Origin of the sequence: Amycolatopsis anabasis, from assembly GCF_009765355.1 — a bacterium.
GTDB classification, from domain to species: Bacteria; Actinomycetota; Actinomycetes; order Mycobacteriales; family Pseudonocardiaceae; genus Amycolatopsis; species Amycolatopsis anabasis.
On record NZ_VTHK01000027.1, the window covers coordinates 14,320 to 39,564 of the forward strand.

Here is a 25,245-nt window from a genome sequence, read left to right on the forward strand (position 1 = left end):
CGGAACATCGCATGAACCTCGTCGACGAGCGCACCGGGGTCATCCGGCGGCTGCGGTCGCTGCCCGTCCCGGCGCAGCTGCCGCGATCCTTCGAGATCATCGCCTCGGAGTTGTCCGACACCACGCGGTTCTCGCCCTGGCCCAGCGATTCCGCGGGTGCGGGCTACGCGCTCGGCGATCCGGAGGCCGCGCACGGCGCCGCGATCGGCGAGGCGGTGGAACGGTACTGCGGGAACCTCGTACCGCCGGGCCTGGTGACCGGATCCCGGGCCGAACTGGTGGCGGCCGGACTGCCCGCGCTGGACCCCGCGCGGGTGGCGCTGTTCTCCGCCGAGCAGTACGCCGAGCCGGGTTTTCCGTTCCGCCCCATGGACTCCGCGCTCCCGCTCGACTGGGCCGAAGGCGTGGACCTGGCCACCGGCGGGCGGGTGCTCGTGCCCGCGAGCCTGGTGTGGGTGTCCTATGTGGCCGCTTCGGTGGCGGCGGGGCGGCCCGCGACGAACCCGATCATCCAGGCCGGGCTGGCCGCCGGACGCGGGCGCGCGGCGGCCGAGTACAGCGCGCTGTGCGAGGTGCTGGAACGGGACGCGGTGGCGCGCGCGTGGCACGGCCGCGGCAGGGTGCGGGCGGTGCGGCCGCCGGACTGGCTCGCGCGCCTCGGGCACGGCGCCCGGCGGACGCTGACGACGCGGTACTTCGAGTTCGGGAGCGAATTCGGGCCGGTCACCGTCGGCGCGCTCGTCCGGGACGCGGAAACCGGCTACCTGACCATGGGCACGGCGTGCCGGGCCGATCCGGTGGCCGCGCTGCGCAAGGTGTTCGCCGAGGCGTGCCAGCTGCAGATGTTCGTGGCGGAGTACGACGATCCGGAGAGCCCGTACATGCTGGCGGCGCGCAACCCGGACAGCCCGCTGTCGCCGTGGCGGCCGGATCGGGACTACCTGGCCGCCTACCGCCCGGATTTCCGGGACGTCGTCGACTACGGCTGCCATCTGCAGCTCTACCTGGATCCCCTGCTGCAGGAGCGGTTCGAGGCGGAACTGGCGGACGCGGTGACCGGCGAGGTGGATCACGCCGCGCTCGCCGGTTGCCCGGACGGCCTGCCGCACCTGGTCGACCGGCTCGCCGCCGCGGGGCACCCGGTGCTCTCGGTCGACGTGACCACCGAGGACGTCGCCCCGACCGGCCTGTCGGTCGTCCGGATCCTGGTGCCGGGCTTGTACTCGAACTCGGCCGCCGGGCTCCCCTTCCTCGGCGGCACCCGGATCGACCCGGCCACCCGCCGCGCCCTACCCCTCCCGCACTGACCCCGAGTCCCCCGTCCCGCCGCCGCGAGTTGCACACTCGGGCACGCGAGTTTCACGTTCGGGCACGCGAGTTGTCCGTTTGGACCCCGCGGGGCGCATTCGGGCTGCCGGACGCGGGGTGTGCGGTACCTGGTGGGTTCCCGATCGCGGTGGGTGCCGGGAAGCCGATCGGTGTCGGGGGTGGCCCCGAGTGTGTATTTCGCTTGCCCGAGTGTGGAGTTCACTTGCTTGAATGTGTAGTTCGGCGGCCGGAACGGGGAACTCGCGCCAGCGGCCCCCGCCTGCCGCGAGTTCCCGACCCGGGCATCCGGCGAGCACGGCGCGAAGCCGCACGCTCAGGTACCCAATGTGGCTTTCGGGGCGTTGAAGGTACCGAATGCCGCATTGGGGGCTTCCCGGTGCGCGCGAAATCGCGTTGAGGGGTTCGGGGAGTCGGCGCGATACTCGGGCGGTGGCAAGATCATCGGCTGCCGAGCGGGCGCTCGCGCATGTCGCCGCGCTGGCCGGGGGCGGGCCGATCGCGCCGGATCTGCGGGTGACCCTGCAGTTCCACCCCGACCGGCTGGTGCACGGCGTGCCGATCCTGACGGCGATGGCCCGCGACGGCGTCTACCGTTCCCAGTTCGAAACCGGGACGAGCAACGGCGGCCTGACCGCGCATCCGGGCGGGGACCGGTGGCGGTGGGAGAGCCGCCTGTTCGCCGGGGCGTACGACGAGGTGGCCGCGGCCGAGCGGCCGAAGTACGGTTCGCTGAACTTCCGCCGCCGCGCGGTCGGCGGCTCGCCGCGGTTCGGGTCGGCCCATCTGCGGCTCACCGCGGACACCCTCGCGCGCACGACGTTCTGCTATCCGGACAGCGTGTGCGAACCCGCCGATTTCGGTGTGGCGGGCAAGGCGTCCGCCCTCATCGCACTGGCCGAGGCGGACGACAAGGACCCACTGGACGACTACGTCGAGGCGCACGTTCACGGGCCGCTCACGCTGGGCCGCGATGTGGAGGCGATCGTCCTGGATCCCTGCTATCGCGGCACCGAGGTCGAACGCGCCGCGGCCGAACTCGGTTGCGCGGTCGAATGGCACGGCGGTTTCCGCCTGAGCACCGCGGAACTGCGGCGCCACCCGGAATTCCGGGGACCGGAGTACGTCGAACTGGGCCTCGCGCTCGCCCGGGACGGCTGGCTCGACCCGCGGATCCTCGGCGACGCCGCGCGGACCGGCCGCCACGACGAGCAGGACCTCAAACGGGTCTGGCACTACGTCGCCCGGTTCGGTAACCCCGAGGTGCACAGGACACTTTGAAGTACCCGGCGACCGGTGGTTACCGTCGGCGGCATGACCATCGCAGTCACCGGGGCGACCGGGCAGCTCGGCCGCCGGGTCGCCCGGCGCCTCGCCGAAGCGGGAACCGCGCAGCGCCTGCTCGGCCGGAACCCGTCGCGGATCCCGGAACTGCCCGGTGCGGTCGTCGCGCCACCCGCTTCCTACGGTGATTCCGACGCGATGCGTGCGGCGATCGGCGACGCGGACACCCTGTTCCTGGTCTCCGCGCACGAAAGCGCCGACCGGGTGCGCGAGCACGTCACCGCCGTGGACGCCGCGATCGCCGCGGGGGTCGAGCGGATCGTGTACGTGTCCTTCCTGGCCGCCGCCCCGGACGCGACCTTCACCTTCGCCCGGGACCACTGGCACACCGAGCAGCACATCCGGTCCGCCGGGGCGCGGTTCACGTTCCTGCGGGACAGCTTCTACCTCGCCGCGTTCGGCGCCATGGCCGGTGCGAGCGGCGAACTCCGCGGCCCGGCGGGCGACGGGCGGGTCGCGGCCGTGTCCCATGACGACATCGCCGACGTGGCCGTCGCCGTGCTGCTGGGCGAGGGCCACGACGGCGCCACCTACGACGTCACCGGTCCGGAGGCGCTGACGCTCACCCAGATCGCCGGGGAGCTGAGCCGGTCCGCCGGGCGCACGGTCACCTATGTCCCGGAGACCCGCGAGGAGGCGTACGCGTCCCGGGCGGGCTACGGCGCACCCGACTGGGAAGTGGCGGGCTGGGTGAGTTCGTACGAGGCCATCGCCACCGGGGAGATGGCGACCGTTTCGGACACGGTCGCCCGGCTGACCGGCCATTCCCCGCAGTCGCTCACCGAGTACCTGAAGGCGCGTCCGTACCGGCTCCGGTGAGCCGTCGCGCGGCTTTCCGGAGCTGGAACCAGGCGACCACGAGCAGGATGCCGTAGAGCAGCGCGTAGACGCCGATGACCACGGCGATCCCGATCGCCCCGGCGATCGGCTGGAAGAGGATGAGCACCCCGGCGATGATCGAGAGCACGCCGATCACGGCGATCAGGGCCTCCCCGGTGATCACCTTCCGCAGCCGGATCGCGGCGACGACCTCCGCGACGCCGGTGACCACCGCCCACGCACCGACCATGATCGCCAGAATCAGCACGGTGATGCCCGGCCAGAACAACGTCAGCAGGCCCGCCGCGACACCGACCACGCCGCCCAGTGCCAGCAGCCAGCGCGGCATGCCCGCGTGTCCCCGGAACGCGGCGATGATCAGGCCGATCCCGTCGATCAGGGCGTAGACGCCGAACACCAGCGCCAGCGCCAGCGTGGTGAGTTCCGGCCAGATGAGCGCGAGCAGGCCGAACAGCACCGCGACCACGCCGCGGATCAGCATCATGCGGGCGATGTCGGGCACGCTCAGCACGACGGTGTAACTCGAAGGGGTTTGTTCGGTGGCGGACATTTCGGAACCTCCCGGGTTTCTACAGTTGGCGGTACCGGGTGAATCGGGGGCCCTCGCCGCGCCCGGTCGCCAGGCCGTAGGCCACGACCGGAGCCCTGGGGGCGCGGCGGGACGAGCGCAGCAGCGCGAGCAGCCAGGCGATGCCTAGTGCGGAGATCAATGCCAGCCCGCCCCAGTCGAGCACGGTGATCAGGGTGACCTGGGTGGCGGTCGGCCGGGGGAGCCAGCCCCGTGCCAGCAGTTCCTCCTGCCCCGGCGTCCCGGTCGCCAGCAGCGTGAACAGCACGGCGATGCTGTGCATGGAATCCCACAGCGCGTGCAGCAGCGAGACGCCGAGGTAGGTCAGCAGCAACCGGCCGGTGAGCACGAAATGGCGCCGGGTGCTGCGCGCGAAGAGCACCCCGCCGAGGATTCCGGTCCACAGGGCGTGCCCGACCGGCGACAGCAGCCCGCGAAGCAGGGTGGTGGTCACCAGGTTCTCCAGGGAAAGGCCCTGTTCGGTGATCATCGCCATCAGCGCGTACCCGGCGGATTCGAAGGCGGAGAACCCGAACCCCACGATCGCGCCGAGAATGATCCCGTCGCGCACCGATTTGACCTCGAGCCGCCGCGTCAGCAACGCGAGCGCCGCGAGCTTGACCGCCTCTTCGATGAGGCCGACCCCGGCGAACAGCCACGGCGACGGGTGCAGCAGGTAGCTTTCCAGCACCGACGCGCCCAGGACCCCGAGCACCCCGCCCACCACGAAGGTGCGGAACACCAGATCCGCGGTGATTTCGCCGGAGTCACGCCGTTCGAAGGCCCAGGACACGAAGGTCGCGGGCACCAGGAAACTGCCGAGCAGGATCACCGTCGGGATCAGATTCGGATTTCCGGTCAGATAGGTGACCAGGACCGCCAGAATCCACAGCAGGAGGCCGGAGAAGAACATTCGCGGCCAGGTTCGCCGAGGTCTGGCAGGGAGCATCCGATTCTCCGAACGGCCGGGCGTGATATGGCGGAATCGTGCTACCCGGTATCCGGCTTGTCCAAACGAACCCTTCGATCGGGTGAGAAACCCTGCTCAGAAGCGGGGTTTTCTCAGCGCGCCGGATGCCCCACCGCGAAGAGCATCACCGGCAACTCTTCCCGGGGCACCCCGAGCAACTCGGCAAGCGCATTGTCGTAATACCCCGCGACAGCGCAACAGGACAACCCGAGCGCCGTCCCCACCAGATACAGATTCTGCACCGCGATCCCGGTATCGACGTGCAACGTCCGATAATGCCGCAGCGGGTACTTGGCGAAGGCCACATCCAGCCGAGTGGTCAACGCGAGCGACACCGGCACCCGATCCGCGAACTCCGGCTGCAGATACACCCCGGACAGCCCCGAAGTCGGATCCCCCGTCGACCGCTCGGCCAACGCGTGCCGCACCGCGTCGTACCGGTACACCCCCGGGGACAGCCCCGAAGCCTCGCGCACCACCACATACGTCCGCCCGCACCGCAGCCCACCCGCGCTCGGCGCCATGCCCAGCGGATGCTCGTCGACGCCGTACGCGGGCACGAATCGCTGCACACCCACCGCGAACCGCAGCAACGCGCTCAACTTCGCCAGCTCCAGCGGCCGTTGCGCATACGCGTAACCGGACCGCCGCAGGGCCAGCGTCTCCACCAGGTCCACCGCCGGTGGCGGCACGTCCGGCAGCGAGATCTGCCTGCTCTCCGGCGCCTCGGCCCGGTCCTCGTCATCGGACTGCCCGTTCAGCGCGGCATGGATCGCCCGCGCCCGCGCGATCGGGTCACCCATCAAACAGCACCCGGATGCAAAGCCTTCGCCAGCGAGGCGACCGCGGGTGCGCTGCGCAACCCGCCGCCGAAGGACGCCTCGGCGATCGGGACGAACCGGTTGGCCTGACCCGCCGCCGTCGCGCCGAGCGCCTGCCGCAGTTCGGTTTCGGTGGAGGCCCGGTTCTGGTCATCGCGGAAAACGTACACCACCACGTCCGGATTCTTCCGGGCGATGAGTTCGGTGGAGAGCTGGCCGTAGTAGTTGCCGGGCGGGATTTCCGACTGTTCGGTCAGGTTCTTGGCGCCCGCGCGCCGGAGCACGTCCCCGTACAGCCCGCCCGCGTGCGCGTAGATCGCCTTGTCGTAACTGGTCAGCAGCACCGCGCGCACCGGCGCGACGGCGGCCAGCTTTCCCTCCACTTCGGACAGTCGGGCCCGGAAGCCGTCGACCAGTTCCTTCGCCTTGGCCTCGGCCGCGAAGATCCGGCCCAGGTTGGTGATGTCGGCGAAGGAGTCCGGCACGGTCGCGGCCACCTTCGTCGGCTCGTACAGCGCCTGGTTGATATACACCTGGATCCTTTTCGCGGCGAGGTCGTCGCGCCTGGGCAGCCGCTTGCCGTCGAAGTGGTATTCCTGGTCCGAAACCACGAGATCCGGCCGGACCCCCAGCAACGGCTCGGTCGCCGCCTCGGATTCGGACAGCACCGGAATCGCGTCGAACCGCGCGCGGTACTCCTCGAGCGGGCGCGAATAACTCGTGCCCGCCTGCCCGACGATCCGGTCACCGGCGCCGAGCGCGATCAGCAGTTCGGTCATCGACGGGTACAGCGACACCACCCGTTCCGGCGGGCGCTCGAAGGTCAGCGTGCGCTGCGCGTTGTCCACGGTCAGCGGGAACCCGGCCGGGGCCGGGCCGCCACCACCGGAACTCGCGGGCTCGGGCGCGGAACACGCGGCCGCCCCGGCCACCGCGGCCAGGGACAGGAAACTCCGGCGGGACAGGCGTGACATCGGCTCAACCATCCTCACTGCGCTGCGATTCCAAGGGGTCCGATTCCAAGGGGGAGAAGGACAACTGCGGCGCACCGGTGACCGGATGCGTGCCCAGCCGGGCGCACACGCCGAACACCGCGCGCACCAGTTCCGGCGTGAGCACCTCGGTGACCGGGCCCGCCGCCACGATCCGGCCCTGCGCGAGGAGGAACACCCGGTCGCAGTAGGTGGCCGCGAGGTTCAGGTCGTGCAGCACCAGGACCGCGGTGTTGTCCAGGCGGCGCACCAGCTCGAGGAATTCCAGCTGGTGCGCGATGTCGAGGTGGTTGGTCGGCTCGTCGAGCACCAGCACCTTCGCCTGCTGGCACAGCGCCCGCGCCAGCACCACGCGCTGCTGCTCGCCGCCGGACAGCGTCGGGTACAGCCGATCCGCGGCCTCGGCCATGCCGACCTGTTCCAGCGCGCCGCGGGCGAACGCGTGGTCCTCGGCGGTGGTGGCGGAGAACAGCGATTTGTGCGGGGTCCGGCCCATCAGCACGACCTCCAGCACGCTGAGCCGGAAATCCTCCTCGGAATGCTGGGTGACCGCGGCCGTGCGCCGGGCGGCCTCGCGCGCGGACAGTTCCGCCCACACGTCGGCGTCGCCGACGAGCACCGCGCCCGCACGGGGTTTCAGCGCCCGGTAAAGCGTGCGCAGCAAAGTCGACTTACCGCTTCCGTTCGGCCCGAGCACGCCGACGACCTCGCCGTCCGCGGCCTCGAGCGACACCCCGTGCACGATCTCGACGCCCTCGATCGCGACCGAGACGCCGTTGAACCGCACCTCCATCAGACCGACCGCCCTTCGGGACGGCGGAGCAGCCAGAGCAGGAACGGCACGCCGACGACCGCGGTCAGGATGCCGAGCGGCAGTTCGGTGTCACTGGTCACCCGGGCCAGCACGTCGACGAGCGCGAGGTAGCAGGCGCCGGTCAACGCCGTGACGGGCAACAGTTTCCGGTGCTCGGAACCGACCACCAGCCGCACGATGTGCGGGATGATCAGGCCGACGAACCCGATTCCGCCGGCCACCGAGATCACCGCGCCGGTCAGCAGCGCGGCGGTGACCAGCAGCCCGATCCGCAGCCGGGTGAGGTTCGCGCCCAGCGCGGCCGCGGCGTCGTCGCCGAGCAGCAACAGGTTCATCCGGCGGGCCTGCAGCACGAGCGCGGCGGTGCAGGCCACCACGATCACCGCGGGCAGCGCGAGCTGGTCCCAGTGCGCTCCCGCGAGCGAACCGAGCAGCCAGAACACCACCCCGGCCAGCCGGTCGGGGCTCGCCTTGATCTGCAGGTAGCTGGTGACGGCCTGCATCAGGTAGCCGATCGCCACCCCGGCGAGCAGCAGCCGGTTCGGCGCGAGCCGCCCGCGCCGCCGGCCCAGCACCAGCACGAGGGCGAGCGTGGCCATCGCCCCGGCGAACGCCGCCGCCGACACCGAGAACCCGCCGACCGCCGCGGCGCCCAGGGTGAGCACCGCGACCGCGGCCGCCGAGGCGCCCGAGGAAACGCCGAGGATGTACGGCTCCGCCAGCGGGTTGCGCACCACGGCCTGCAGGACCGCGCCGGCCACCGACAACCCCGCGCCGGTGATCAGCGCGAGGAAGACCCGGGGCGCGCGCTGGTCCCACACGATCGTGTCGTCGATCGGATCCGCCGGGGAGCCGAGGGAAAGCAGGTGGTGGCCGAGGATCCGCCAGACCTGCCCGGTCTCCAGGCCGACCGTGCCGAGGGTGATCCCGACCGTGATCACCACGCCGAGCGCGACGACCAGCGCCAGGAGGAGCAGCGGATAGGCCTTGCCGTGGACGAGATGCGGTCTGCTCTGCTGCGTCACTACCTGCCCTGGTGTCCGTGCGGTCGAGTCGACACTGTGTCGTGCCCGTGTAGCTCGGCGTGATCGTACCGGATTCTGTCACTCTAAACGGTTATGACTATCATTACCAAAGCTCCAGGGGTGATCTTGCGGAGAAGGGGGCGTACGAGTGGTCGCGGTCGGGGTGGAACGCCCGAAATCGCTCTGGTTCGACGGGCGGTTCGTCCTGTTCACCGCCGCCCGCGCGGTCTCCTGGGCGGGGACCGCGATCACCCTGGTCGCATTGCCGATGCTGCTCTACCAGCGCACCCAGAACGCCTCGCTCACCGCGCTGCTCACCGCCGCGGAAGCGTTGCCGTACCTGGTGTTCGGGCTGCTGGCCGGTGCGCTCGCCGACCGCTGGCCCCGGCGCACGGTGATGGTGCTGATCAGCGTCGCGCAGGCCGTGCTGCTCGCGAGCGTGCCCCTCGCCGACGTCGCCGGAATCCTGGGCGCCGGTCACCTGCTCGCGGTCGCGCTGGCGAGCGCCGGGTTCGCGGTCTTCTTCGACGCGGCGAGCTTCTCGGCGATCCCGCAACTCGCCGGGCGCGCGCGGCTGGCCGAGGCGACGAGTGCCAGCGCGGGCATCCACACCATGATCGGCTTGCTCGGCCCGACGGTCGGCGGGGTCGTCGCCGCTTCCCTCGGCGCGGCGAACGCGATCGGGGTCGACGCGGTGAGTTACGCGCTCGCGGCGATCCTGCTGGGCCGGTTGCCGCTGCTGCGGGCGGACGGCGCGGGGGAGCGCGCCGGAACGCGGCTGCGCGCGGACATCGCCGACGGCCTGCGGTTCGTGTGGCGGCATCCGCTGATCCGCCCGCTCACCCTGCTCGGCATCGGGAACAGCATGACCGCGGGCGCGGTGCTCGGCTTGCTGCTGCCGATGGCCGTGCGGCAGGTGGGCCTGGCCCCCGACGACGCCCGGATCGGGCTGTTCTACGGGGTCGCGGGCCTGGGCGGGCTGCTGGCGACCCTGCTCCTGCCGTGGCTGGCCCGCCGGATCCCGGTGGGCTGGGTGAGCCTCGGCGGCCTGCTGGCCAACTGGCTCCTGCTGCTGGGCTGGGTGTCCGCTCCCGGTCTCGTGCCCGCGCTGATCGTGCTCGGGCTGTGGCAGGCCACGAACACGCTGGTCACCCTGAACGGCATCCTGGTGCGGCAGCGGATGACCCCGGACGCGTTGCAGGGACGCGTGAACACCACCGGCCGGATGATCGCCTGGGGCGGGCAGCCGCTCGGCGCCGCGCTCGGCGGGGCGCTGGCCGCGGGGCTCGGCGTCCCGGCGGCGGTAGTGTGCTCGGGGGCCGGGGTGCTGCTGGCCGGTCTCCTCGGGCTGGCCACCCCGTTGCGTGCCCGGAACGCGGACGCGGCTGCGCGGAACGCGGATGCCGTAACGGGGTGACCCCCTTTTGGCGTAGTAGGCCGGGAAGTTGTCAGCTTCGCGCAAGCGATACCGGTTATTTTGTCACGGTCTGACAAGAAATCGGTTTCTTCTCGGGTTGGTGACACGTTCCGGGCTAGTTTTTCGATGTGTCGGGTGTCACCCGGCAATAGCCGACGGGGACCGCGTGCGGGGGCGGGGGCGATTTCTGGGCGGAGCAAAGGAGCTGCGATGACCGTCGAGCGCGGAATCGAAACCTCGTCACCACCGGTGCCGTTGCCCCGGAGGCTCGCGGACATTCTCCGTCCCGAGCTCAAGAGCCTCGCCGCCGAGATCGTCGAGGAAATCCGCGCCACCATTCCGGCCTACGCGCGGCCGCTCGACGGGCCGTACGGGAAGGCGATCCGGGCGGGGGTCGAATACGCGATCACCCTGTTCGTCGAGCAGATCGCCGATCCGACCGTGTCCAAAGAGGAATCGCACGAAGTGCACCACCGGCTCGGGCAGAACGAGATGCGAGCGGGCCGCAGCCTGGACACGCTGCAGGCGGCGTACCGGGTCGGCGCCCGGGTGTCGTGGCGGCGGATGATGCGGGTCGGCCGCCGCGCCGGACTGTCCTCGGCGGTGATGTCCCAGCTCGCCGACGCGATGCTCGCGTTCATGGACGAACTCGCCTCGGTCGCGCTCGACGGGTACCTGGAGGCGAAGGCGTCCACGGCGGACGCGCTGGACACCTGGCGCCGCCGCCTGCTGCACCTGGTCCTGGAAACGCCGCCGGCCCCGCCGAAGGCGATCGCCGAACTGGCTCAGCTCGTCGGCTGGGTGGTTCCGGCGCACGCGTCGCCGGTCGCGGTCCAGCCGCTGTCCGGCGCGGGCCGGGTGCGCGGGCATTCGCTCATCGACGCGGACGTGCTCGCCGAACTGGAGACCGCCGAACCGCACCTGCTCGTCCCCGGCGAGGTCACCGGCGCGCGGCTCACCACCCTGGAGGCTTCGCTACCGGACTGCCGCCTGGCGATCGGGCCGTGCGTCCCGCTCGAGGCCGTCGCCGATTCGCTGCGCTGGGCGCGCCGGACCCTGGTGCTGGCCGCCGAGGGGATCCTCCCGGGCCGCCAGGTGATGCGCTCGGAGGACCACCTGCCGACCCTGCTGCTGCACTCGGACCTCGCCCTGGTCGAGCGGTTGCGCGAGCGCCTGTTCGCCCCGCTCGCCGAGCTGACCGAGAAGCAGCGCGACCGGATGCTGGAAACCCTGCGGGCCTGGCTGCACGCCCAGGGCAGCGTGCTGGACGTGGCGGCCCGGCTGGACGTCCACCCGCAGACCGTGCGGTACCGGATGCGCCAGTTGCAGGCCACCTTCGGCGAGCGCCTCGACGACCCGGCCGCCCGGTTCGAGATGGAACTCGCCCTGCGCTCCGAACCACCGGCACCCCGCCGGACCGTCTACTTCGGACCAAACCACGCCGCCGGGGTACCGGGCCAGTACCTCCCGCTCTTCCCCAGCGCCACCGAACCCGCCGAGGACCGCCCGGTCCGCCCCCGCCAGCCCCGCCTCCCCACCCGCCCGGCCCCCACCCCGCGCCGCCGCCACCTCAACACCTGACGAATTCGCGGGGTTCCCCTCCACCGCGAGTTGCACACTCCGGCACGCGAGTTACACGTTCGGGCACGCGAGTTACACACTCGGGTACGCGGGTTATCCGCGTGGGACCCCGCAGCGCGCATTCGGGCGGCCGGATGCGCGGTACCCGGCGGGTTCCCGATCGCGGTGGGCGGCGGGAAGCCGATCGGTGTCGCGGGTGCCCGAGTGTGTATTTCGGTTGCCTGAGTGTGTGTTTCGCTTACCCGAGTGTGGAGTTCGCTTGCCTGAGTGTGTAGTTCGGCGAGTTCCCCGTTTCGGTAGGGGATTACCGGGGTTCGAGCGAGGTGATCACCCAGGTGTCGTTCTGGTGTTCGGCGGTGACGGCGAGTTGGGAGGCGGCGGCGCTGGTGGTGCCGTTGTCGCCGCGGGTCGCGGACTGGTCGAGGAAGACCAGCAGGCGGGCCTGGCCACCGGTCAGCGACTGCACCGCCGAGCCGACGACCCGGGTGGTCAGCACCAGCTTCTGCTTCGGCGCGAGGTCGCGTACCTGGGCGAAGAGCCGGTGGTAGGCGTCCAGCGCGCCGCCGCGCAGGGCCGCCGCGGCGGCCTGTTCGGTGACCTCGGTGTGGTCGAACGAGTACGAGAAGATCTTGTTCAGCGAGCTGGTGACCGACGCGTTCACCTCGGCCGTCGCGGCGGCGTCGAGTTGCGCCCGGTTGCCCGCGCCCTCGAAGGTGCGGGCGGAGTGCGCCGCCAGCGCGAACCAGGCGCCCAGCCCGGCGAGCACCACGGCCACCGCGACGAGCAGCATCGGCAACCGATTCTCCTTGCGGGGCAAGGGGGTCTCGGCCACGAGTTCCTCGGCGACTTCGACAGTCATCGCGCACCCACCGGGAGCTGGTCGAGCGCGCTGAGTTTCCAGCCCGCGTCGGTGCGGGTCAGCTGCGCGGTGAAGCGGTTGCGCTTGACCGCCGGCGCGGCGCCCTCCTTGGCCACCGTGATCTCCACCGAGGCCAGCATCTTCGCGGTGCCCGCGTGCGTGTCCAGTTCGCTCACCGCGGCGTCGAGCACCTTGCCGGTGGCGACCGTGCCGTTCTGCGCCAGCGAGGTCTTCGTGCCGCCGTCGGTGCGGGCGAGCTGATCGCGCAGCGCCCCGGTCGAGGCGTCCAGCCAGCGCGCGATGCCCTGTTCCACCTGGTGGTAGTCGAGGGTGCTCAGCTCGGCGATCTGGCGGCGACCGGTGTCCGACACCTCGGCCCGGGTCCGCTGGTAGGCCAGCGAATCGTCCTGTGCCGCGGAGAACCAGGACCAGCCCGCCCACGCGGCGAAAGCGGCGGCCGCGACGACCAGAACGATCCCCAAGCGCACCAGGGTCTTCCGCTGGGAGGCGATCATTTCCGTAGCCACAGCAACTCCTCCAGGCTGGTGGACACGAGCGGCAGCGACGGCACGCCGAGCGGCCCGGACAGCGATCCGGATCCCGGGACCGCGGGCACCGGGATCGGGCCCTTCGGCGCGTTCTGCGAACCCCGGACCGAGGTCGGGGACCCGGCGGGCAGGGCGCAGCGGGCAGCGGTGTCGAGCGGGAGCGGGGACGTCTCGTCCGGTGCGCGATGAACGGTCCCCTCGTAGCCCTCGGCGCACGGCGGCGGATCGTTGAAGTTCAGGGTGAGCGCGAACCGGGCGGAGTCCGGGGTGATCGCGGTCGACACCGCGGCGACCGCCTTGGGCACCGTGACGAACAGGTGCTCGATCCCGTCGATCCGCCCGGCGAACAGGTTCGACGTGGTGAGCAGGTTCGCCACCAGCACCGACAGCCCCGGATTGGTGTCGTGCAGCACGCCGGAGAGCTGGGTCGCCGCCTGCGGCGCGGTGGCGATCAGCTTGCGCAGGTCGCCGTCGGACTTCGCGAGCTGCTCGGCGAACAGCTTCGCGTTCTGGCTGAACGAACGCCACTGCGCCGAGGAGTCGACCTGCGTGCGCAGGACCGTGGCGCCGTCGTCGATCAGCGTGCTGGTCTGCGGCAGGTGCGCGTCCGCGCTCTGCGTGAACGAGGTCGCGGAATCCAGCAGCACCTGCAGGTTCGGCCCCGCGTTCCGCAGCGCGGCGTCGAATTCGTCGACGACCGTGCGCAGCGAATCGGTCGGCACCGAGGCGTTGAACTCGCTGATGCCGCCGAGCAGGGTCTGCACCGGCAGCGGCAGCGCGGTCGACTCCTTCGGGATGACCGCGCCGTCGCCGAGGAACGGCCCGTCCTCGGTCCGCGGCTGCAGGTCCACGTACTGCTCGCCGACCGCGGATCGGTTCGCCACCACGGCCCGCGAGTTGACCGGGATGTCCGGCGCCGAACCGTCGATCCGCAGCTCGGCCTCCATCCCGTCGGCGGTCAGCCGCAGCTCGCCGACCCGGCCCACGGTCACCCCGCGGTAGGTGACCTCGCCGTTGGTGAACACCCCGCTGCCGTCCTTGAGCTGCAACCGCACGACATACCCGGTGCCGCCGAACAGCCGGTCGACACCCGCGTACTTCCCGCCCACCACGGTCACCGCGGCGAGCGCGATGATCACGAACGCGAGCACCTGGATCCGCACCTTGCGCGTCAGCATCAGCGGGGACCTCCCTGCGCCTGACCCGTGACCGGGAGCGGCAGGGGCGGATCGGGCAGCGGCATCCCCGGCGCGGGGGTCACCGAGGCGAAGAGGTTCATGAAGTCGCCCTTCAGCCCGTCCAGCGCCGCGTCGGTGAACGGGAACGTGGGCAGGAGTTCCAGCGACTTCGGCAGGCTCTGCCCGGCTTCGGCGAGCCGTCGCAGGATGGGCGCCAGCGCGGTGAGGTCGGCGACCAGATCGTCGCGGCTCTTGTTGATGGTGTCCACCGCCACCGTGGACAGCCGGTCCAGCGACCGCAGCATGGTCACCAGCGAGGTGCGCTGGTCGCTCAGGGTCCGCAGGCCCGGGGTGAGGTCGGTGAGCGCGCCGGAGATCTGCTGCTGACGGCGAGCCAGGGTGGCGGACAGCTGGTCGAGCCCGTCCAGCGCCTCGGTGATCTCGCCCCGGTGCGAGTCCAGATCGGTCACCAACTTGTCCACATTGGACAGGAACGAGCGGATCTGGGACTCGTTGCCGTGCATGACCTTGGTCAGCTCCTGGTTGATCGTCTGGAGCTGGCCGATCCCGCCGCCGTTGAGCAGCAGGGATAACGCGCCGAAGACCTCCTCGACCTCGGGGTTGCGGTTGGTGCGCTCCAGCGCGATCGTCGCGCCGTCGGCGAGCCGGTCCTGCGCGGCCGCGGTCTCGGGTGCGGCGAGTTCGACGAACTTCTCGCCCAGCAGGCTGGACTGCCGCAGCCGGGCCACCGCGTTGGCCGGGAGCGAAACGTCCCCGTTGACCGCCAGCACCGCCTCGGCGGTCCAGCCGTCGGCGCCGAGCCGGATCGACTCGACCCGGCCGACGGCGACGTCGTTGACCTTCACCGCCGCCTGCGGGACCAGATCGAGCAGGTCCGCGAACTGCACGGTGATCCGCACCGGGCGCTGCCCGAGATCGGCCCCGCCGGGCAGCGGCAGATCGTAGATGCCGGTGAACTCGCCCGCCGAGCAGCCGGTGAGCACCCCGGCGGAGAGCAGCAGGGCGGCGAGGAAGGCGCGGGTCCGATTCATTTCGCACCACCGACATAAGTGGCGCCGGAGACCGGCAACGGCAGCGGCGGCGCCGAAGCCGGGGGCGGCGCGCCGTCCGGCACCGCGGTCAGCCCCCGCGGCGCGGCGGGGCAGCCGCCCAGCGCGCCCGGCGTGGCGCAGGACACGGCCGCGGCACTCGGCGGGTAGTACTCCAGGACGTTCGTGCGGCCCACCAGCGACCGGGTTTTCGGGTCGTAGGCGCCGAGCGCGTTGGTCACCGCCAGCGGCATGGTGTCCAGCGCCTCGGCGAGCGAGGCCCGGCGGTCCACCAACTGCTGGGTGGTCTGCGCCAACTTGTCCACATTGGACTTGATCAGGGTGCGGTTGTCCCGGATGAACGCCTGGATCTCGCCGAGCGCCCCGCCGAGCGTGTTCAGCGCGCCGGCCAGCTCGGTGCGGTCGGCGGCGAGGTTCCGCGTCACCGTGGCCAGCTGGTCGTTGACCCGCCGCACCTGGTCGTCGTTCCCGGCCAGCATGCTGGTGAACTTCTGCAGTTCGTCGATCGTGCCGAACAGGTCGTTCTTCGAATCGGCCAGGGTCCGCGCCAGATCGGCGAAGTTGCGGACCGTCTCGTTGAACGACCGGCCGTTCCCGGCCAGGTTCGCCGCACCGGTGTTGAGCAGATCGGACAGCGCGCCGTTCGCGTTGGCGCCGTTCGGCCCGAGCGACCGGGTGAGGGTGTTCAGGCTCGCGTACAGCTCGTCCAGCTCGACCGGGGTCGCGGTGCGCGTCGCGGGAATGACCCCGCCGTCGGCCAGCCGGGGCCCGCCGCGCGCCAGGGTGGAGAACTGGACGTACCGGTCGGCCACCACGCTGGGCGCGATCACCACGGCGTTGGTGGTGGCGGCGACCGGCGCGTCGTGGTCGACGGTCATCGCCACTTCGACCTGTTCGCCGCGCGGGGTGACCGACTCGACCTGACCGATGCGCACGCCGAGCAGCCGGACGTCCGAACCGGTGTACACGCCGACCGCGCGGGTGAAGTAGGCGGTGACGCGCTTGTCCCCGTCGCCGGAGAAGATCCACCACAGACCGCCCGCGACGACCAGGCCGAGGACCGCGAACACGGTCACGATCCGGCTGATCCGCAGGCCCAGGCGGGTGCTGGTCATCTGCCACCCCCTCCCGGCACCATGCAGCGGGTGCGGTTCTCCGGGACCAGGCCGCAGACGTAGGTGTCGATCCAGCGGCCGTTGCCCAGGGTGTTGTTCGCCAGCCGGAAGTACGGCCCGGCCAGCTCCAGGCCCTTGTCGATGTTCGCCGACTGCCGTCGCAGGATGTCGGTGACGGTCCCGAGCTGGGCCAGCGCCGGGCCGAGCTGCCGGTTGTTGTCGGCGACCAGCCCGGACAGCTGCCGGGCGAGGTCCTGGGTGCCGGTGAGCAGCGCGTGGATCGCGTCGCGGCGGTTGCTCAGCTCGGTGAGCAGCAGGTTGCCGTCGCCGAGCAGCTTCTCGAAATCGGCGTTGGATCCGGCCAGCGTTCCGGTGATGGTCCGGGTGTTGCGCAGGAGTTCGGCGAGCTCGTCGTCGCGGGAGGCGACCGTCTTGGACAGCGCGGTGAGCCCGTCCAGCGCGGTGCGCACGTGCTCGGGCGTGCCCTTGAAGGTGTCCGAAATGGACTGGAAGCTCCGCGCCAGCTGTTCGGTGTCGATCGCGCCGACCGTGCCGGCCAGCCCGTTGAACGCCTCGGTGACGTCGTAGGGCGTGACCGTGCGGCTGCGCGGGATCGGCTGGGCCGGGTCCTGGTCGGCGTCGCCGATCGGGTGCAGTGCGAGGAACTTGCGGCCCAGCAGCGTCTTGATCTTGATCTCGGCGGAGGTCTTGTTGCCGATCCACGCGTCCTTGACCCGGAAGCTCACCACCACGTGGTCCTCGGCGAGTTCGACGTCGGCCACCTCGCCGACCTTGATCCCGGCCACCCGCACCTCGTCGTCCGGCTGCAGCCCGGCCGCCTCGCCGAACTCGGCCTGGTAGGTCGTCCCGCCACCGATGATCGGCAGATCCTCGTAGTAGAAGGTGGCCGTCAGCGCCGCGGCGAGCACGACGCTGCCGACCGCGCCGAGGACGAACGGATTGCGTTCGCGGAAGGACTTCATCGCTGGCACCTCGACAGGGGCAGGATCACGGGAGGCGGCGGCGACGGGGTGTTCACCTTCGCCTCGCAGAGGAAGAGGTTGAGCCACGAGCCGTAGCTCGCGGTCCGGCCGATCGCGGTGAACTTCTCCGGCAGCAGGGTGAGGAAGCGTTCGAGATCGGCGGACGAACCGGCCAGGTTCTCGGACACCTTCCCGAGCCCGGTGATGTTGTCCTTGAGCGGCGGCCGGGCCGCTTCGAGCAGTCCGGCGGTCGCGGTGGTCAGGCCGCCGAGCCCGTCGACCGCCTCACCGATGGCGGTCCGGTCCTCGGCCAGGCCGGAGACGAGCGCCCGCACGGTGGAGATCAGGTTCGACAGCGCGTCGCCCTTGGCGTTGATCGTCTTCAGCACCGAGTTGAGGTTGGTGATCACGTCACCGATCACCTTGTCCCGGCTCGCCAGTGTGGCGGTCAGCGATCCGGTGTGCGCCAGCAGGCTTTCCACGGTCCCGCCTTCGCCCTGCAACACCTGCACGATCTCGCCGGAGAGCTGGTTGACGTCGTTCGGCGACAGGGCCTGGAACAGCGGTTTGAACCCGTTGAACAGATCGGTCAGATCCAGCGCGGGGGTGGTCCGCTCCAGCGGGATCTCCGCGCCGGGAGCCAGCGCGCCCGGCGCGCCCTTGCCGCGTTCCAGCGCGATGTAGCGCTGGCCGACCATGTTGCGGTACTTGATGACCGCGGTGACGTCGGCGGGGAGTTTCCGGCCGCGGTCGACCGAGAAGGTGACGCTCGCGATGTGCTGGTCGACGACCTCGAGTTCGTCGATCTGGCCGACCCGCACCCCGGAGATGCGCACGTCGTCGCCGGTGTTGAGCGAGGTGGCGTCGGTGAACCGGGCCCGGTAGGTGTCGGTGTCACCGAGTCCGGTGTTGGCGATCGAGACCGCGAGGAGCACCGTGGCCAGCCCGGTCACCAGGACGAAGATCAGCCCTTTGATCAGCGGGGACGCCATCTTCCTCATTTGAGGGTCACCTCCGTCCCGCGATACAGGGGACCGACGAGGACGCTGCTCCACCCGGGAACCTGGCCGGGCGCGACGCCGAGCGAGGGGGCGACCAGACCGGCGATCAGCTCGCGTTCCTGCGGCGAGTTGGGCAGGCCGAGCCCGTCGCCGGAAACCAGGGGATGAGCCGCGGAACCCGGCTCGGCCGCGGCCACCCCCGCGGCAGGCGTGACCCCGCTCGGGTAGCAGCGCGGCCCACCCTTGGCGTTGTAGACCGGATCGTCCTGGCCGGGGAGGTACTTGCCGGTGTCCGGGATGATCCGCACTTCGACCTGCATGCCGGGCTTCGCCGAGTCCTTGCCGAAGAAGCGGTCCAGGGACGGTTTCAGCGCGGTCAGCGCGTCGAGCGTGCACGGGAAGCTGGGCGAGTACCGCGCGGCGAGTTCCAGCGGTGCGCGGCTCGCCGCGGACAGCCGGATGAGGTTGTCCTTGTTGTCGCGCAGGAACGCGGTCGTGTCCTGGCTGGACGAGGTGACCCGGTCGTAGAGCCCGCCGAGTTCGGCCCGCTTGTCCGACACCGTCCGCAGGGTGACCGCCGCGCTGGTGAGCGAGTCCAGCACGTCCGGCGCGATGTCGCCGTAGAGCTTGCTCACCTCGGCCAGATCGCGGATGTTCTCGTTGAGCCGGGGCAGGTTCGGGTTGAACTTCTCCAGGTAGTTCGCCGCGGTGACGAGCGTGTCGCCGATCTGGTCGCCGCGCCCGCGCAGCGCGGTGGAGATCGCGGTCAGGGTGGTGGCGAGTTTCTGCGGCTGGACCGCCTTGAGCACCGGCAGCAGGTTGTCGAACACCTTCTCCAGCTCGATCGCGTTGCCCGAACGGTCCTGCGGGATCACGTCCCCCGCGGCGATCGGCGGGGCCGCGGTTCTGTCCGGAATGGACAGTTGGACGTACCGCTCGCCGAACAGCGTCTTGGGGATGAGCAGGGCGGACACGTCCTTCGGCAGGTGGGCGATCTTGCCCGGCTCCAGGGCCAGTTCGATCTCCGCGCCGGTGCCGGTGCTGGTGATCCGGCGGACTTCGCCGACCACCACCCCGCGCGCCTTCACCTCGGAGGTCACGTGCAGCTGGTTGCCGATCCGGTCGGTGCGCAGGGTCACCGGGACCGAGGTGACGAAGTCCTTGTTGTAGACCTTGATCGACAGCGTGATGAGCGCCGCCATCACCAGCAGGAAGACCAGCCCGGCCGTGCGCAGCCGGAGTTTCCGCAACCCTGGCCTGCTCATCCGGCCACCTTCACGGTGGTCGTGGCGCCCCAGATCGCGAGGCTGAGGAAGAAGTCGAGCAGGCTGATCGCCACGATCGCGGTGCGCACCGCCCGGCCGACCGCGACGCCGACCCCCGCCGGGCCGCCGGTGGCGCGGAAACCGTAGAAGCAGTGGGCCATCACCACGACGACGCTGAAGATGAGCACCTTGCCGAAGGACCACAGCACGTCGACCGGGGGCAGGAACAGCGTGAAGTAGTGGTCGTAGGTCCCGGCCGACTGCCCGAAGAACCACACGGTCACCTGCCGCGAGGCGATATACGAGGTGAGCAGCCCGATGGCGTAGAGCGGGATGACCGCGACGAACCCGGCGATGATCCGGGTGGTCACCAGGTACGGCACGCTGGGCACGCCCATCACCTCGAGCGCGTCGATCTCCTCGGAGATCCGCATCGCGCCCAGTTGCGCGGTGAAACCGCAGCCGACGGTCGCGGACAGCGCGAGCCCGGCGACCAGCGGGGCGATCTCGCGGGTGTTGAAGTAGGCGGAGATGAACCCGGCGAACGCCGAGGTGCCGACCTGGTTGAGCGCGGCGTACCCCTGCAGCCCGACGACGGTGCCGGTGAACACCGTCATCCCGATCATCACGCCGATCGTGCCGCCGATGACCGCCAGGGCGCCGCTGCCGAAGCTGACCTCGGCGAGCAGCCGGGTGATCTCCTTGACATACCGGCGCAGCGCCCGCGGGATCCACGCCAGCGACTTCAGGTAGAAGAAGATCTGGTCGCCGAGGGTGTCCAGAAAGGACAGCCGCCGATCGACCGATTCGTACGCGCGCCTGCCGAAACTGGTCGTCATCGCCGGTCACATCCCCTTCGGCGGCACGAGCTGGAGGTAGAGCGTGGACAGCACCAGGTTCAGCAGGAACAGCAGCAGGAAGGTGATGACCACCGACTGGTTCACCGCGTCGCCCACGCCCTTCGGGCCGCCCTTGGGGTTCAGGCCCCGGTAGGAGGCGACGATCCCGGCGACGAAGCCGAACACGATCGCCTTGATCTCGCTGATCCACAGGTCGGGCAGCTGGGCCAGCGCGGAGAAGCTGGCGAGGTACGCGCCGGGTGTGCCGCCCTGCAGGATCACGTTGAAGAAGTAGCCGCCGAGCACGCCGACGACGCTCACCATGCCGTTGAGGAACGCCGCCACCCCCATCGCGGCGAGCACGCGGGGCACCACGAGCCGCTGGATCGGGGAGACGCCGAGCACCTCCATCGCGTCGATCTCCTCGCGGATCGTGCGGGAACCGAGGTCGGCGCACATCGCCGAACCGCCCGCGCCCGCGATGAGCAGCGCGGTGACGATCGGGCTGGCCTGCTGGACGATGGCCAGCGTGCTCGCCGCGCCGGTGAACGACTGGGCGCCGATCTGCGTGGTGAGCGAGCCGACGTGCAGCGCGATCACCGCGCCGAACGGGATGGCGACCAGCGCGGTCGGCAGGATCGAGACGCTGGCGATGAACCAGAACTGCTGGATGAATTCGCGGAACTGGAACGGCCGCTTGAACGTGTACCGGCCGACCTCCAGGCCGAGCGCGTACAGCCTCCCCGTTTCGCGGATCGCCCCGGCGCCGGGGAAGGAGGATGCCCGGGTGGTCCTGGTTCCCACCACACCTCCTCTGCTTCTGCTCGCCATCCGCGGCGAAAACGCCGAAATCGCTTTTCGATACTCCATTTGGCGGAAGGCAACGAAACCCGAATGGGCCGACTGTTGACGTGCAATTCCGTTACTGGTCGGTACGCTAACTTCGCGTGGCCGCCAGAAGCAAGAACTTCCCCCTCGATCCGGCGGTCACGGCTCGGTAACCGATGCCATTTTGCGCCGTGCTGACAAGGCATACCGCGGGTTTTGTCGAGTGGTGAGCAAATCTGCGCATCCGGGTTAGCCGCGGTAAAGGAAACCGTTGCAGCACCGGTCATGTCGTCGTAACGTACCGGCGGGTAACGTCCCGGCTCACTTTTCTCCCGCCGAATCGAGGAGCTACCCATGCTGCGTGCATCCAGGGCGAAGTCCGTCAGGCGAGCGGTACTCGGAATCATCGGGGTGGCCACCGCGGTGGCGGCGAGCGTGCTCGGCGCCGCGCCCGCGTCGGCGGCGACGATCAACGTCACCTACCCGGTCACCGGCACCACGGTGATCAAGAACAACGGCAGCACGCTTCCGCTGGGGCCGGGCAGCATGAAGACCACCGTGGTCACCCGGACCGGCGGCGGTGACCTGACCGGAACGCTCGACCTGCCGCCGACCCGGTCCACGTTCACCGTCGGCGGGATCATTCCGGCGAAGGCCACCGTCACGATCATCCCCGCCGGCCCGGTGACCGGGAAGATCGAACAGGGCGTGGTGACCGCGCATTCCGACGTCTACATCCAGCTCAGCGACATCTGGGTGGCCGGGATCTTCCACACGCCGGTGGGCAACGAGTGCCGGACGGAAACCCCGGTCGGCATGGACCTGAAGTCCGAGGGCGCCTTCACCGTGTTCAACGGCGGCACCGTCGCCGGTACGTACACGATCCCGGACTTCGCGAACTGCACGATCTTCGGGCCCCTGCTCAGCTCGCAGGTTTCCGGTCCGGGCAACACGATCTCGCTCCTGCTCGGCAAGCCGACCCAGCCGTAACCGCGATTTCCGCCCAACCACAAGGAGAAGTCCCGTGAAACGAAGATTCCGCACCTTCGGCCGCCGGTCCGCCCTCGCGTCGGTGACCGCGGCCGTCGCCGTCACCGCGAGCCTGCTGACCGCCGCGCCCGCGTCCGCCGCCACCATCAAGGTGACCTATCCGGTCTCCGGGACGACGACGGTGAAGAAGACCGGAAGTTCCCTGGAACTGGGGCCGGGAACGCTCGCGGCCACGGTCACCACCAAGACCGGCGGCGGCGACGTCGTGGGCACCCTGAACCTGCCGCCCGCGCACGCCGAATTCACCGTGGCCGGGCTGATCCCGGTGAAGGCCAAGGTGACCGTGATCCCGACCGGCCCGGCGACCGGCGAGATCAAGCAGGGCGTGCTGACCTCGCACGCGGAAGCCTACATGCAGCTCAGCGACATCTGGGTCGGCGGCATCTTCCCGATCCCGGTGGGCGACGAATGCAGGACCGAGCAGCCGATCGCCCTCGACCTCAAATCGGAAGGCAGTTTCACCGTTTTCGCCGGGGGCACGGTGGCCGGTACGTTCACCATTCCGGACTTCAAGAACTGCACGATCTTCGCGCCGATCCTGAACCCGCTCATCTCCGGACCGGACAACACCATCAAACTCACCCTCGGCAAACCCACCCAGCCCTGACCCTCGTGAGTGTTCGGGCCGGTTCTAACCGGCCCGAACACTCACGACAGGTCCCTCGCTGCCGGAGAACAGGAGCAAAGGTCCCTTGCTCCCCCGCCCGGTTCCCGGGTGGGGGAGCGAGTCCTTTTCAGCGGAGGGCCTTCGCGATTCCGAGCGGGGTCGCCGGGGTTACCGCCATGTCCGGGAAGAACCTGTCGTCCTGCCCGGCGTTCAGCACGCAGGCGAACTCACCCTGGGGCTGCCAGGCCGGGGTCGCGTTGACGAAGTGGAAATCCGCGGCCACGGTGAACTGGCCGTCGAGCCGGATGGTGATCGCTCCGGGCTGACCGGCGGTGACGTCCGGAACGATGGTGCCCGGTTCCTGGCGGGCGATCACGGTGAGCGGGCCGGAATCCGGATCGGTGACGAAGTACTCGCCGAACCGGAGCGCCAGCCCGGCCGACGAGGGGCTCGCGTTGGTGAGGTTCACATCGCCGCCGGTGGCACCGCGGATTCCGTCGATGCCGCCCACGTTGTACATGAGCTGGACGACGTTCGCCGGTACGATGCCGGTCGCGACGATCTCCGTGGGGTGCCCGCTCCAGCCGGTCGGCACGGACCGCGGGGCGCGGAATTGCACCCGGCCGACCAGGGAATCTTCGCCGATCAACGGGTAGTTGCAGGTGAACTGGAGGTCGTTCGTCTGGTACAGCTGGTCGGTGGCGGCATGCGCGATCCCGGACTGAAGCAGCCCGGTCGCGGTGCCGGCCAGCCATGCGGTCGCGGCGATCGCCGCGCGTCTTCGACTCTTTCGCTTCATTGTGCGGGCCGTTCCTGGGTGAGGGGGGTCAGGGTGAGTTCGATCTGGTTGCCCGGCCCGGAAACCAGTCCGGTGACCAGGGGGCTGAGGTCCGAAGTGGTCCCGCAGCCGGTGAACGGCGGAATGGTGAACCCACGCAGTTCGGGATTGGGCGAGTCGGGAATGGTGCCGACGTTTCCGCCCTTGAAGACGGTGTAGGTGCCGCCTTTGACGCTGGCCATCGCCACCTTCACCGGCGTTTCGGTCCGGCAGTTCGGCCCGACGTCCAGCGGTACGCCGTTCACCAGGACGTCGCTCAGTTTGATGATCGCCTCGGTGTGCATGATCTCCAGGACGCCCTGTTTGAGAGTGCCGGTGAGGCTGGTCAGCTTTCCGTTCGGGTCGTCGGGTGGCAGGAACTCGGCGCTGCCCGTGGTGGGCATGAAACCGAATGCGTAGAAGGGAGACGCGGACTTCGGCAGCGCGGAATCGGTGTAGAGCTGCCCTGGCGCGGAGCCACCAGGTGTCACCGCCGAGACATGGGGCGCCAAACCGGGGCCGATGCGCATCGAGGTCTGCAGCTTGACCACCGCGGACTTGCCGGAGACGGCCTGCCCGGTGAAGAAGGTGACATTCCGGGCGGCCGCGGCCTGCGCCTGCGCGTTCAACGGGCTGCCCGGGGTGCCGGGAACGCCGGGCACCTCGGCCGTTCCGGGCTGGCCGGATTCGGGCGCCGGTGCCGGTTCCGCGCCGGGGCGCACCACGGAAACCTTGGCGAGCAACGGATCCTGGTCCGCCGCGAGCGCGCAGGCGAGTCCGGCCTCGGGAGGCGCCGACGGGGTGCCGTCGGCCTGTTTCAAACCGAAGGTGATCGCCGGTGGGGCGAGGGAGATGGCCAGCTCACCCGGTTCGCCCGCGTCGACCGGGGGCACCGCGCCGGTGCTCACCAGGGACAGCGGTCCCGTTTCCGGCAGCGGAACGTTCGCCGGTGGCAGTTCGAAGGGCACCTCCGCCTGCCGCGTACTCAGGCCGAGCTTGACCCGGCCCTCGACCGAGGCCGGAGTTCCCAGTGCCGGGCGGAGTTGTTCGGGGAAGGTGAATTCGGCGGAGAACTGCCCGAACCGCACGGACTTCCCGGCGCGCACCCAGGCCGGGGCGGTCGTGGTGATCGCGGCGGTGACCCGATTCCTGTCCACGGCTTCGCCCAGCGCGCAGTCGTAGGCCAGCAGCTTCGCGACCGACACCGTCTCCGCGACCGGTTCGAGCCCGGGCGAGGAGCCGGGGGCGCCCGAACCGGCCCCGGCCAGGCCGCTGTTGAACCCCGCGGCGAGCCCCACCACGGCGGCCGCGAGGACGAATCGGGACCGCGGCATGCGACGAGTCATGGGCGCTTCCTCAGCTACGACGTGGCTGAGCGCTCCGGCCA

At 70.4% G+C, this 25,245-nt stretch carries 25 protein-coding genes; 7 read left to right on the forward strand and 18 right to left on the reverse strand.

Annotated elements, in window-relative coordinates:
* Positions 1–11: 11 nt before the first annotated feature.
* The 3 genes from FXO23_RS30135 (at position 12) to FXO23_RS30145 (ending at position 3,489) form a co-directional block, all read left to right on the forward strand.
* The gene (locus tag FXO23_RS30135) at positions 12–1,307 is read left to right on the forward strand and encodes a YcaO-like family protein (RefSeq protein ID WP_158888869.1); all 1,296 of its coding nucleotides are present in this window, start codon (positions 12–14) and stop codon (positions 1,305–1,307) included.
* A gap of 451 nt (positions 1,308–1,758) precedes the next feature.
* On the forward strand, positions 1,759–2,607 hold the full coding sequence (locus FXO23_RS30140; RefSeq protein WP_281356630.1) for a DUF3626 domain-containing protein: 849 nt from the start codon (positions 1,759–1,761) through the stop codon (positions 2,605–2,607).
* Between the two features lie 33 nt (positions 2,608–2,640).
* Entirely contained in the window at positions 2,641–3,489 is an 849-nt protein-coding gene (locus tag FXO23_RS30145; RefSeq protein WP_158888870.1) for an SDR family oxidoreductase, read from the forward strand.
* On the opposite strand, the gene FXO23_RS30150 is transcribed toward FXO23_RS30145, so the two are convergent.
* The 6 genes from FXO23_RS30150 to FXO23_RS30175 form a co-directional block, all read right to left on the reverse strand.
* Positions 3,449–4,060 (reverse strand): HdeD family acid-resistance protein, encoded by a 612-nt coding sequence (locus tag FXO23_RS30150; protein ID WP_158888871.1) that lies wholly within the window; start codon positions 4,058–4,060, stop codon positions 3,449–3,451. The genes FXO23_RS30145 and FXO23_RS30150 overlap by 41 nt on opposite strands.
* Before the next feature lie 19 nt (positions 4,061–4,079).
* Positions 4,080–4,991 carry a PrsW family intramembrane metalloprotease gene (locus tag FXO23_RS30155; RefSeq protein WP_246258027.1) on the reverse strand — a complete coding sequence of 304 codons (912 nt, stop codon included), beginning with the start codon at positions 4,989–4,991 and terminating at the stop codon, positions 4,080–4,082.
* Between the two features lie 149 nt (positions 4,992–5,140).
* The gene (locus FXO23_RS30160) at positions 5,141–5,851 is read right to left on the reverse strand and encodes a SagB family peptide dehydrogenase (protein ID WP_158888873.1); all 711 of its coding nucleotides are present in this window, start codon (positions 5,849–5,851) and stop codon (positions 5,141–5,143) included.
* Entirely contained in the window at positions 5,851–6,843 is a 993-nt protein-coding gene (locus tag FXO23_RS30165) for an ABC transporter substrate-binding protein (RefSeq protein ID WP_158888874.1), read from the reverse strand. Before FXO23_RS30165 ends, FXO23_RS30160 begins: the two co-directional genes overlap by 1 nt.
* 4 nt (positions 6,844–6,847) lie before the next feature.
* Positions 6,848–7,654 (reverse strand): ABC transporter ATP-binding protein, encoded by an 807-nt coding sequence (locus FXO23_RS30170; protein WP_158888875.1) that lies wholly within the window; start codon positions 7,652–7,654, stop codon positions 6,848–6,850.
* Positions 7,654–8,700 carry a FecCD family ABC transporter permease gene (locus tag FXO23_RS30175; RefSeq protein ID WP_218952187.1) on the reverse strand — a complete coding sequence of 349 codons (1,047 nt, stop codon included), beginning with the start codon at positions 8,698–8,700 and terminating at the stop codon, positions 7,654–7,656. Before FXO23_RS30175 ends, FXO23_RS30170 begins: the two co-directional genes overlap by 1 nt.
* Positions 8,701–8,848: 148 nt before the next feature.
* On the opposite strand from FXO23_RS30175, the gene FXO23_RS30180 reads away from it, so the two are divergent.
* Both FXO23_RS30180 and FXO23_RS30185 read left to right on the forward strand, forming a co-directional pair.
* Positions 8,849–10,117: an MFS transporter gene (locus tag FXO23_RS30180; RefSeq protein WP_158888876.1), complete on the forward strand. Its 1,269-nt coding sequence runs from the start codon at positions 8,849–8,851 to the stop codon at positions 10,115–10,117.
* Between the two features lie 210 nt (positions 10,118–10,327).
* Positions 10,328–11,698, forward strand: coding sequence for a PucR-like N-terminal domain-containing protein (locus FXO23_RS30185; protein ID WP_158888877.1), 1,371 nt, complete (start codon positions 10,328–10,330; stop codon positions 11,696–11,698).
* Between the two features lie 304 nt (positions 11,699–12,002).
* On the opposite strand, the gene FXO23_RS30190 is transcribed toward FXO23_RS30185, so the two are convergent.
* From FXO23_RS30190 to FXO23_RS30235, 10 genes are read right to left on the reverse strand one after another with little or no spacing between them, the layout of a single operon-like run.
* Positions 12,003–12,557 (reverse strand): hypothetical protein, encoded by a 555-nt coding sequence (locus tag FXO23_RS30190; RefSeq protein WP_158888878.1) that lies wholly within the window; start codon positions 12,555–12,557, stop codon positions 12,003–12,005.
* Positions 12,554–13,084 (reverse strand): hypothetical protein, encoded by a 531-nt coding sequence (locus FXO23_RS30195; RefSeq protein ID WP_425484922.1) that lies wholly within the window; start codon positions 13,082–13,084, stop codon positions 12,554–12,556. The genes FXO23_RS30190 and FXO23_RS30195 overlap by 4 nt, the downstream gene beginning before the upstream one ends.
* Positions 13,069–14,283 (reverse strand): MlaD family protein, encoded by a 1,215-nt coding sequence (locus FXO23_RS30200; RefSeq protein WP_158888879.1) that lies wholly within the window; start codon positions 14,281–14,283, stop codon positions 13,069–13,071. The genes FXO23_RS30195 and FXO23_RS30200 overlap by 16 nt, the downstream gene beginning before the upstream one ends.
* On the reverse strand, positions 14,283–15,335 hold the full coding sequence (locus tag FXO23_RS30205; protein ID WP_158888880.1) for an MCE family protein: 1,053 nt from the start codon (positions 15,333–15,335) through the stop codon (positions 14,283–14,285). Before FXO23_RS30205 ends, FXO23_RS30200 begins: the two co-directional genes overlap by 1 nt.
* Positions 15,332–16,468: an MCE family protein gene (locus FXO23_RS30210; protein ID WP_158888881.1), complete on the reverse strand. Its 1,137-nt coding sequence runs from the start codon at positions 16,466–16,468 to the stop codon at positions 15,332–15,334. The genes FXO23_RS30205 and FXO23_RS30210 overlap by 4 nt, the downstream gene beginning before the upstream one ends.
* A complete protein-coding gene (locus FXO23_RS30215) occupies positions 16,465–17,451 on the reverse strand; it encodes an MCE family protein (protein ID WP_158888882.1) in 987 nt (328 codons plus the stop codon). Before FXO23_RS30215 ends, FXO23_RS30210 begins: the two co-directional genes overlap by 4 nt.
* Positions 17,448–18,452: an MCE family protein gene (locus FXO23_RS30220; protein WP_158888883.1), complete on the reverse strand. Its 1,005-nt coding sequence runs from the start codon at positions 18,450–18,452 to the stop codon at positions 17,448–17,450. The genes FXO23_RS30215 and FXO23_RS30220 overlap by 4 nt, the downstream gene beginning before the upstream one ends.
* Positions 18,449–19,717, reverse strand: a complete 1,269-nt coding sequence (locus FXO23_RS30225; RefSeq protein ID WP_158888884.1) for an MCE family protein — start codon at positions 19,715–19,717, stop codon at positions 18,449–18,451. The genes FXO23_RS30220 and FXO23_RS30225 overlap by 4 nt, the downstream gene beginning before the upstream one ends.
* Positions 19,714–20,556, reverse strand: a complete 843-nt coding sequence (locus tag FXO23_RS30230) for an MlaE family ABC transporter permease (protein ID WP_158888885.1) — start codon at positions 20,554–20,556, stop codon at positions 19,714–19,716. Before FXO23_RS30230 ends, FXO23_RS30225 begins: the two co-directional genes overlap by 4 nt.
* Before the next feature lie 6 nt (positions 20,557–20,562).
* Entirely contained in the window at positions 20,563–21,360 is a 798-nt protein-coding gene (locus FXO23_RS30235; RefSeq protein WP_158888886.1) for an MlaE family ABC transporter permease, read from the reverse strand.
* Positions 21,361–21,738: 378 nt separating this feature from the next.
* Here FXO23_RS30235 and FXO23_RS30240 point away from each other — a divergent pair, with 378 nt between their 5' ends.
* Complete coding sequence (locus tag FXO23_RS30240) at positions 21,739–22,374, forward strand: hypothetical protein (protein WP_158888887.1); 636 nt, start codon at positions 21,739–21,741, stop codon at positions 22,372–22,374.
* Between the two features lie 34 nt (positions 22,375–22,408).
* The gene (locus FXO23_RS30245) at positions 22,409–23,041 is read left to right on the forward strand and encodes a hypothetical protein (protein WP_246258028.1); all 633 of its coding nucleotides are present in this window, start codon (positions 22,409–22,411) and stop codon (positions 23,039–23,041) included.
* A 127-nt stretch (positions 23,042–23,168) separates the two neighbouring features.
* Here the strand turns inward: FXO23_RS30245 and FXO23_RS30250 are convergent, their stop codons facing one another.
* Complete coding sequence (locus tag FXO23_RS30250) at positions 23,169–23,840, reverse strand: DUF6801 domain-containing protein (protein WP_158888888.1); 672 nt, start codon at positions 23,838–23,840, stop codon at positions 23,169–23,171.
* Positions 23,837–25,204: a DUF6801 domain-containing protein gene (locus FXO23_RS30255; RefSeq protein WP_158888889.1), complete on the reverse strand. Its 1,368-nt coding sequence runs from the start codon at positions 25,202–25,204 to the stop codon at positions 23,837–23,839. The genes FXO23_RS30250 and FXO23_RS30255 overlap by 4 nt, the downstream gene beginning before the upstream one ends.
* Positions 25,205–25,245: the final 41 nt, after the last annotated feature.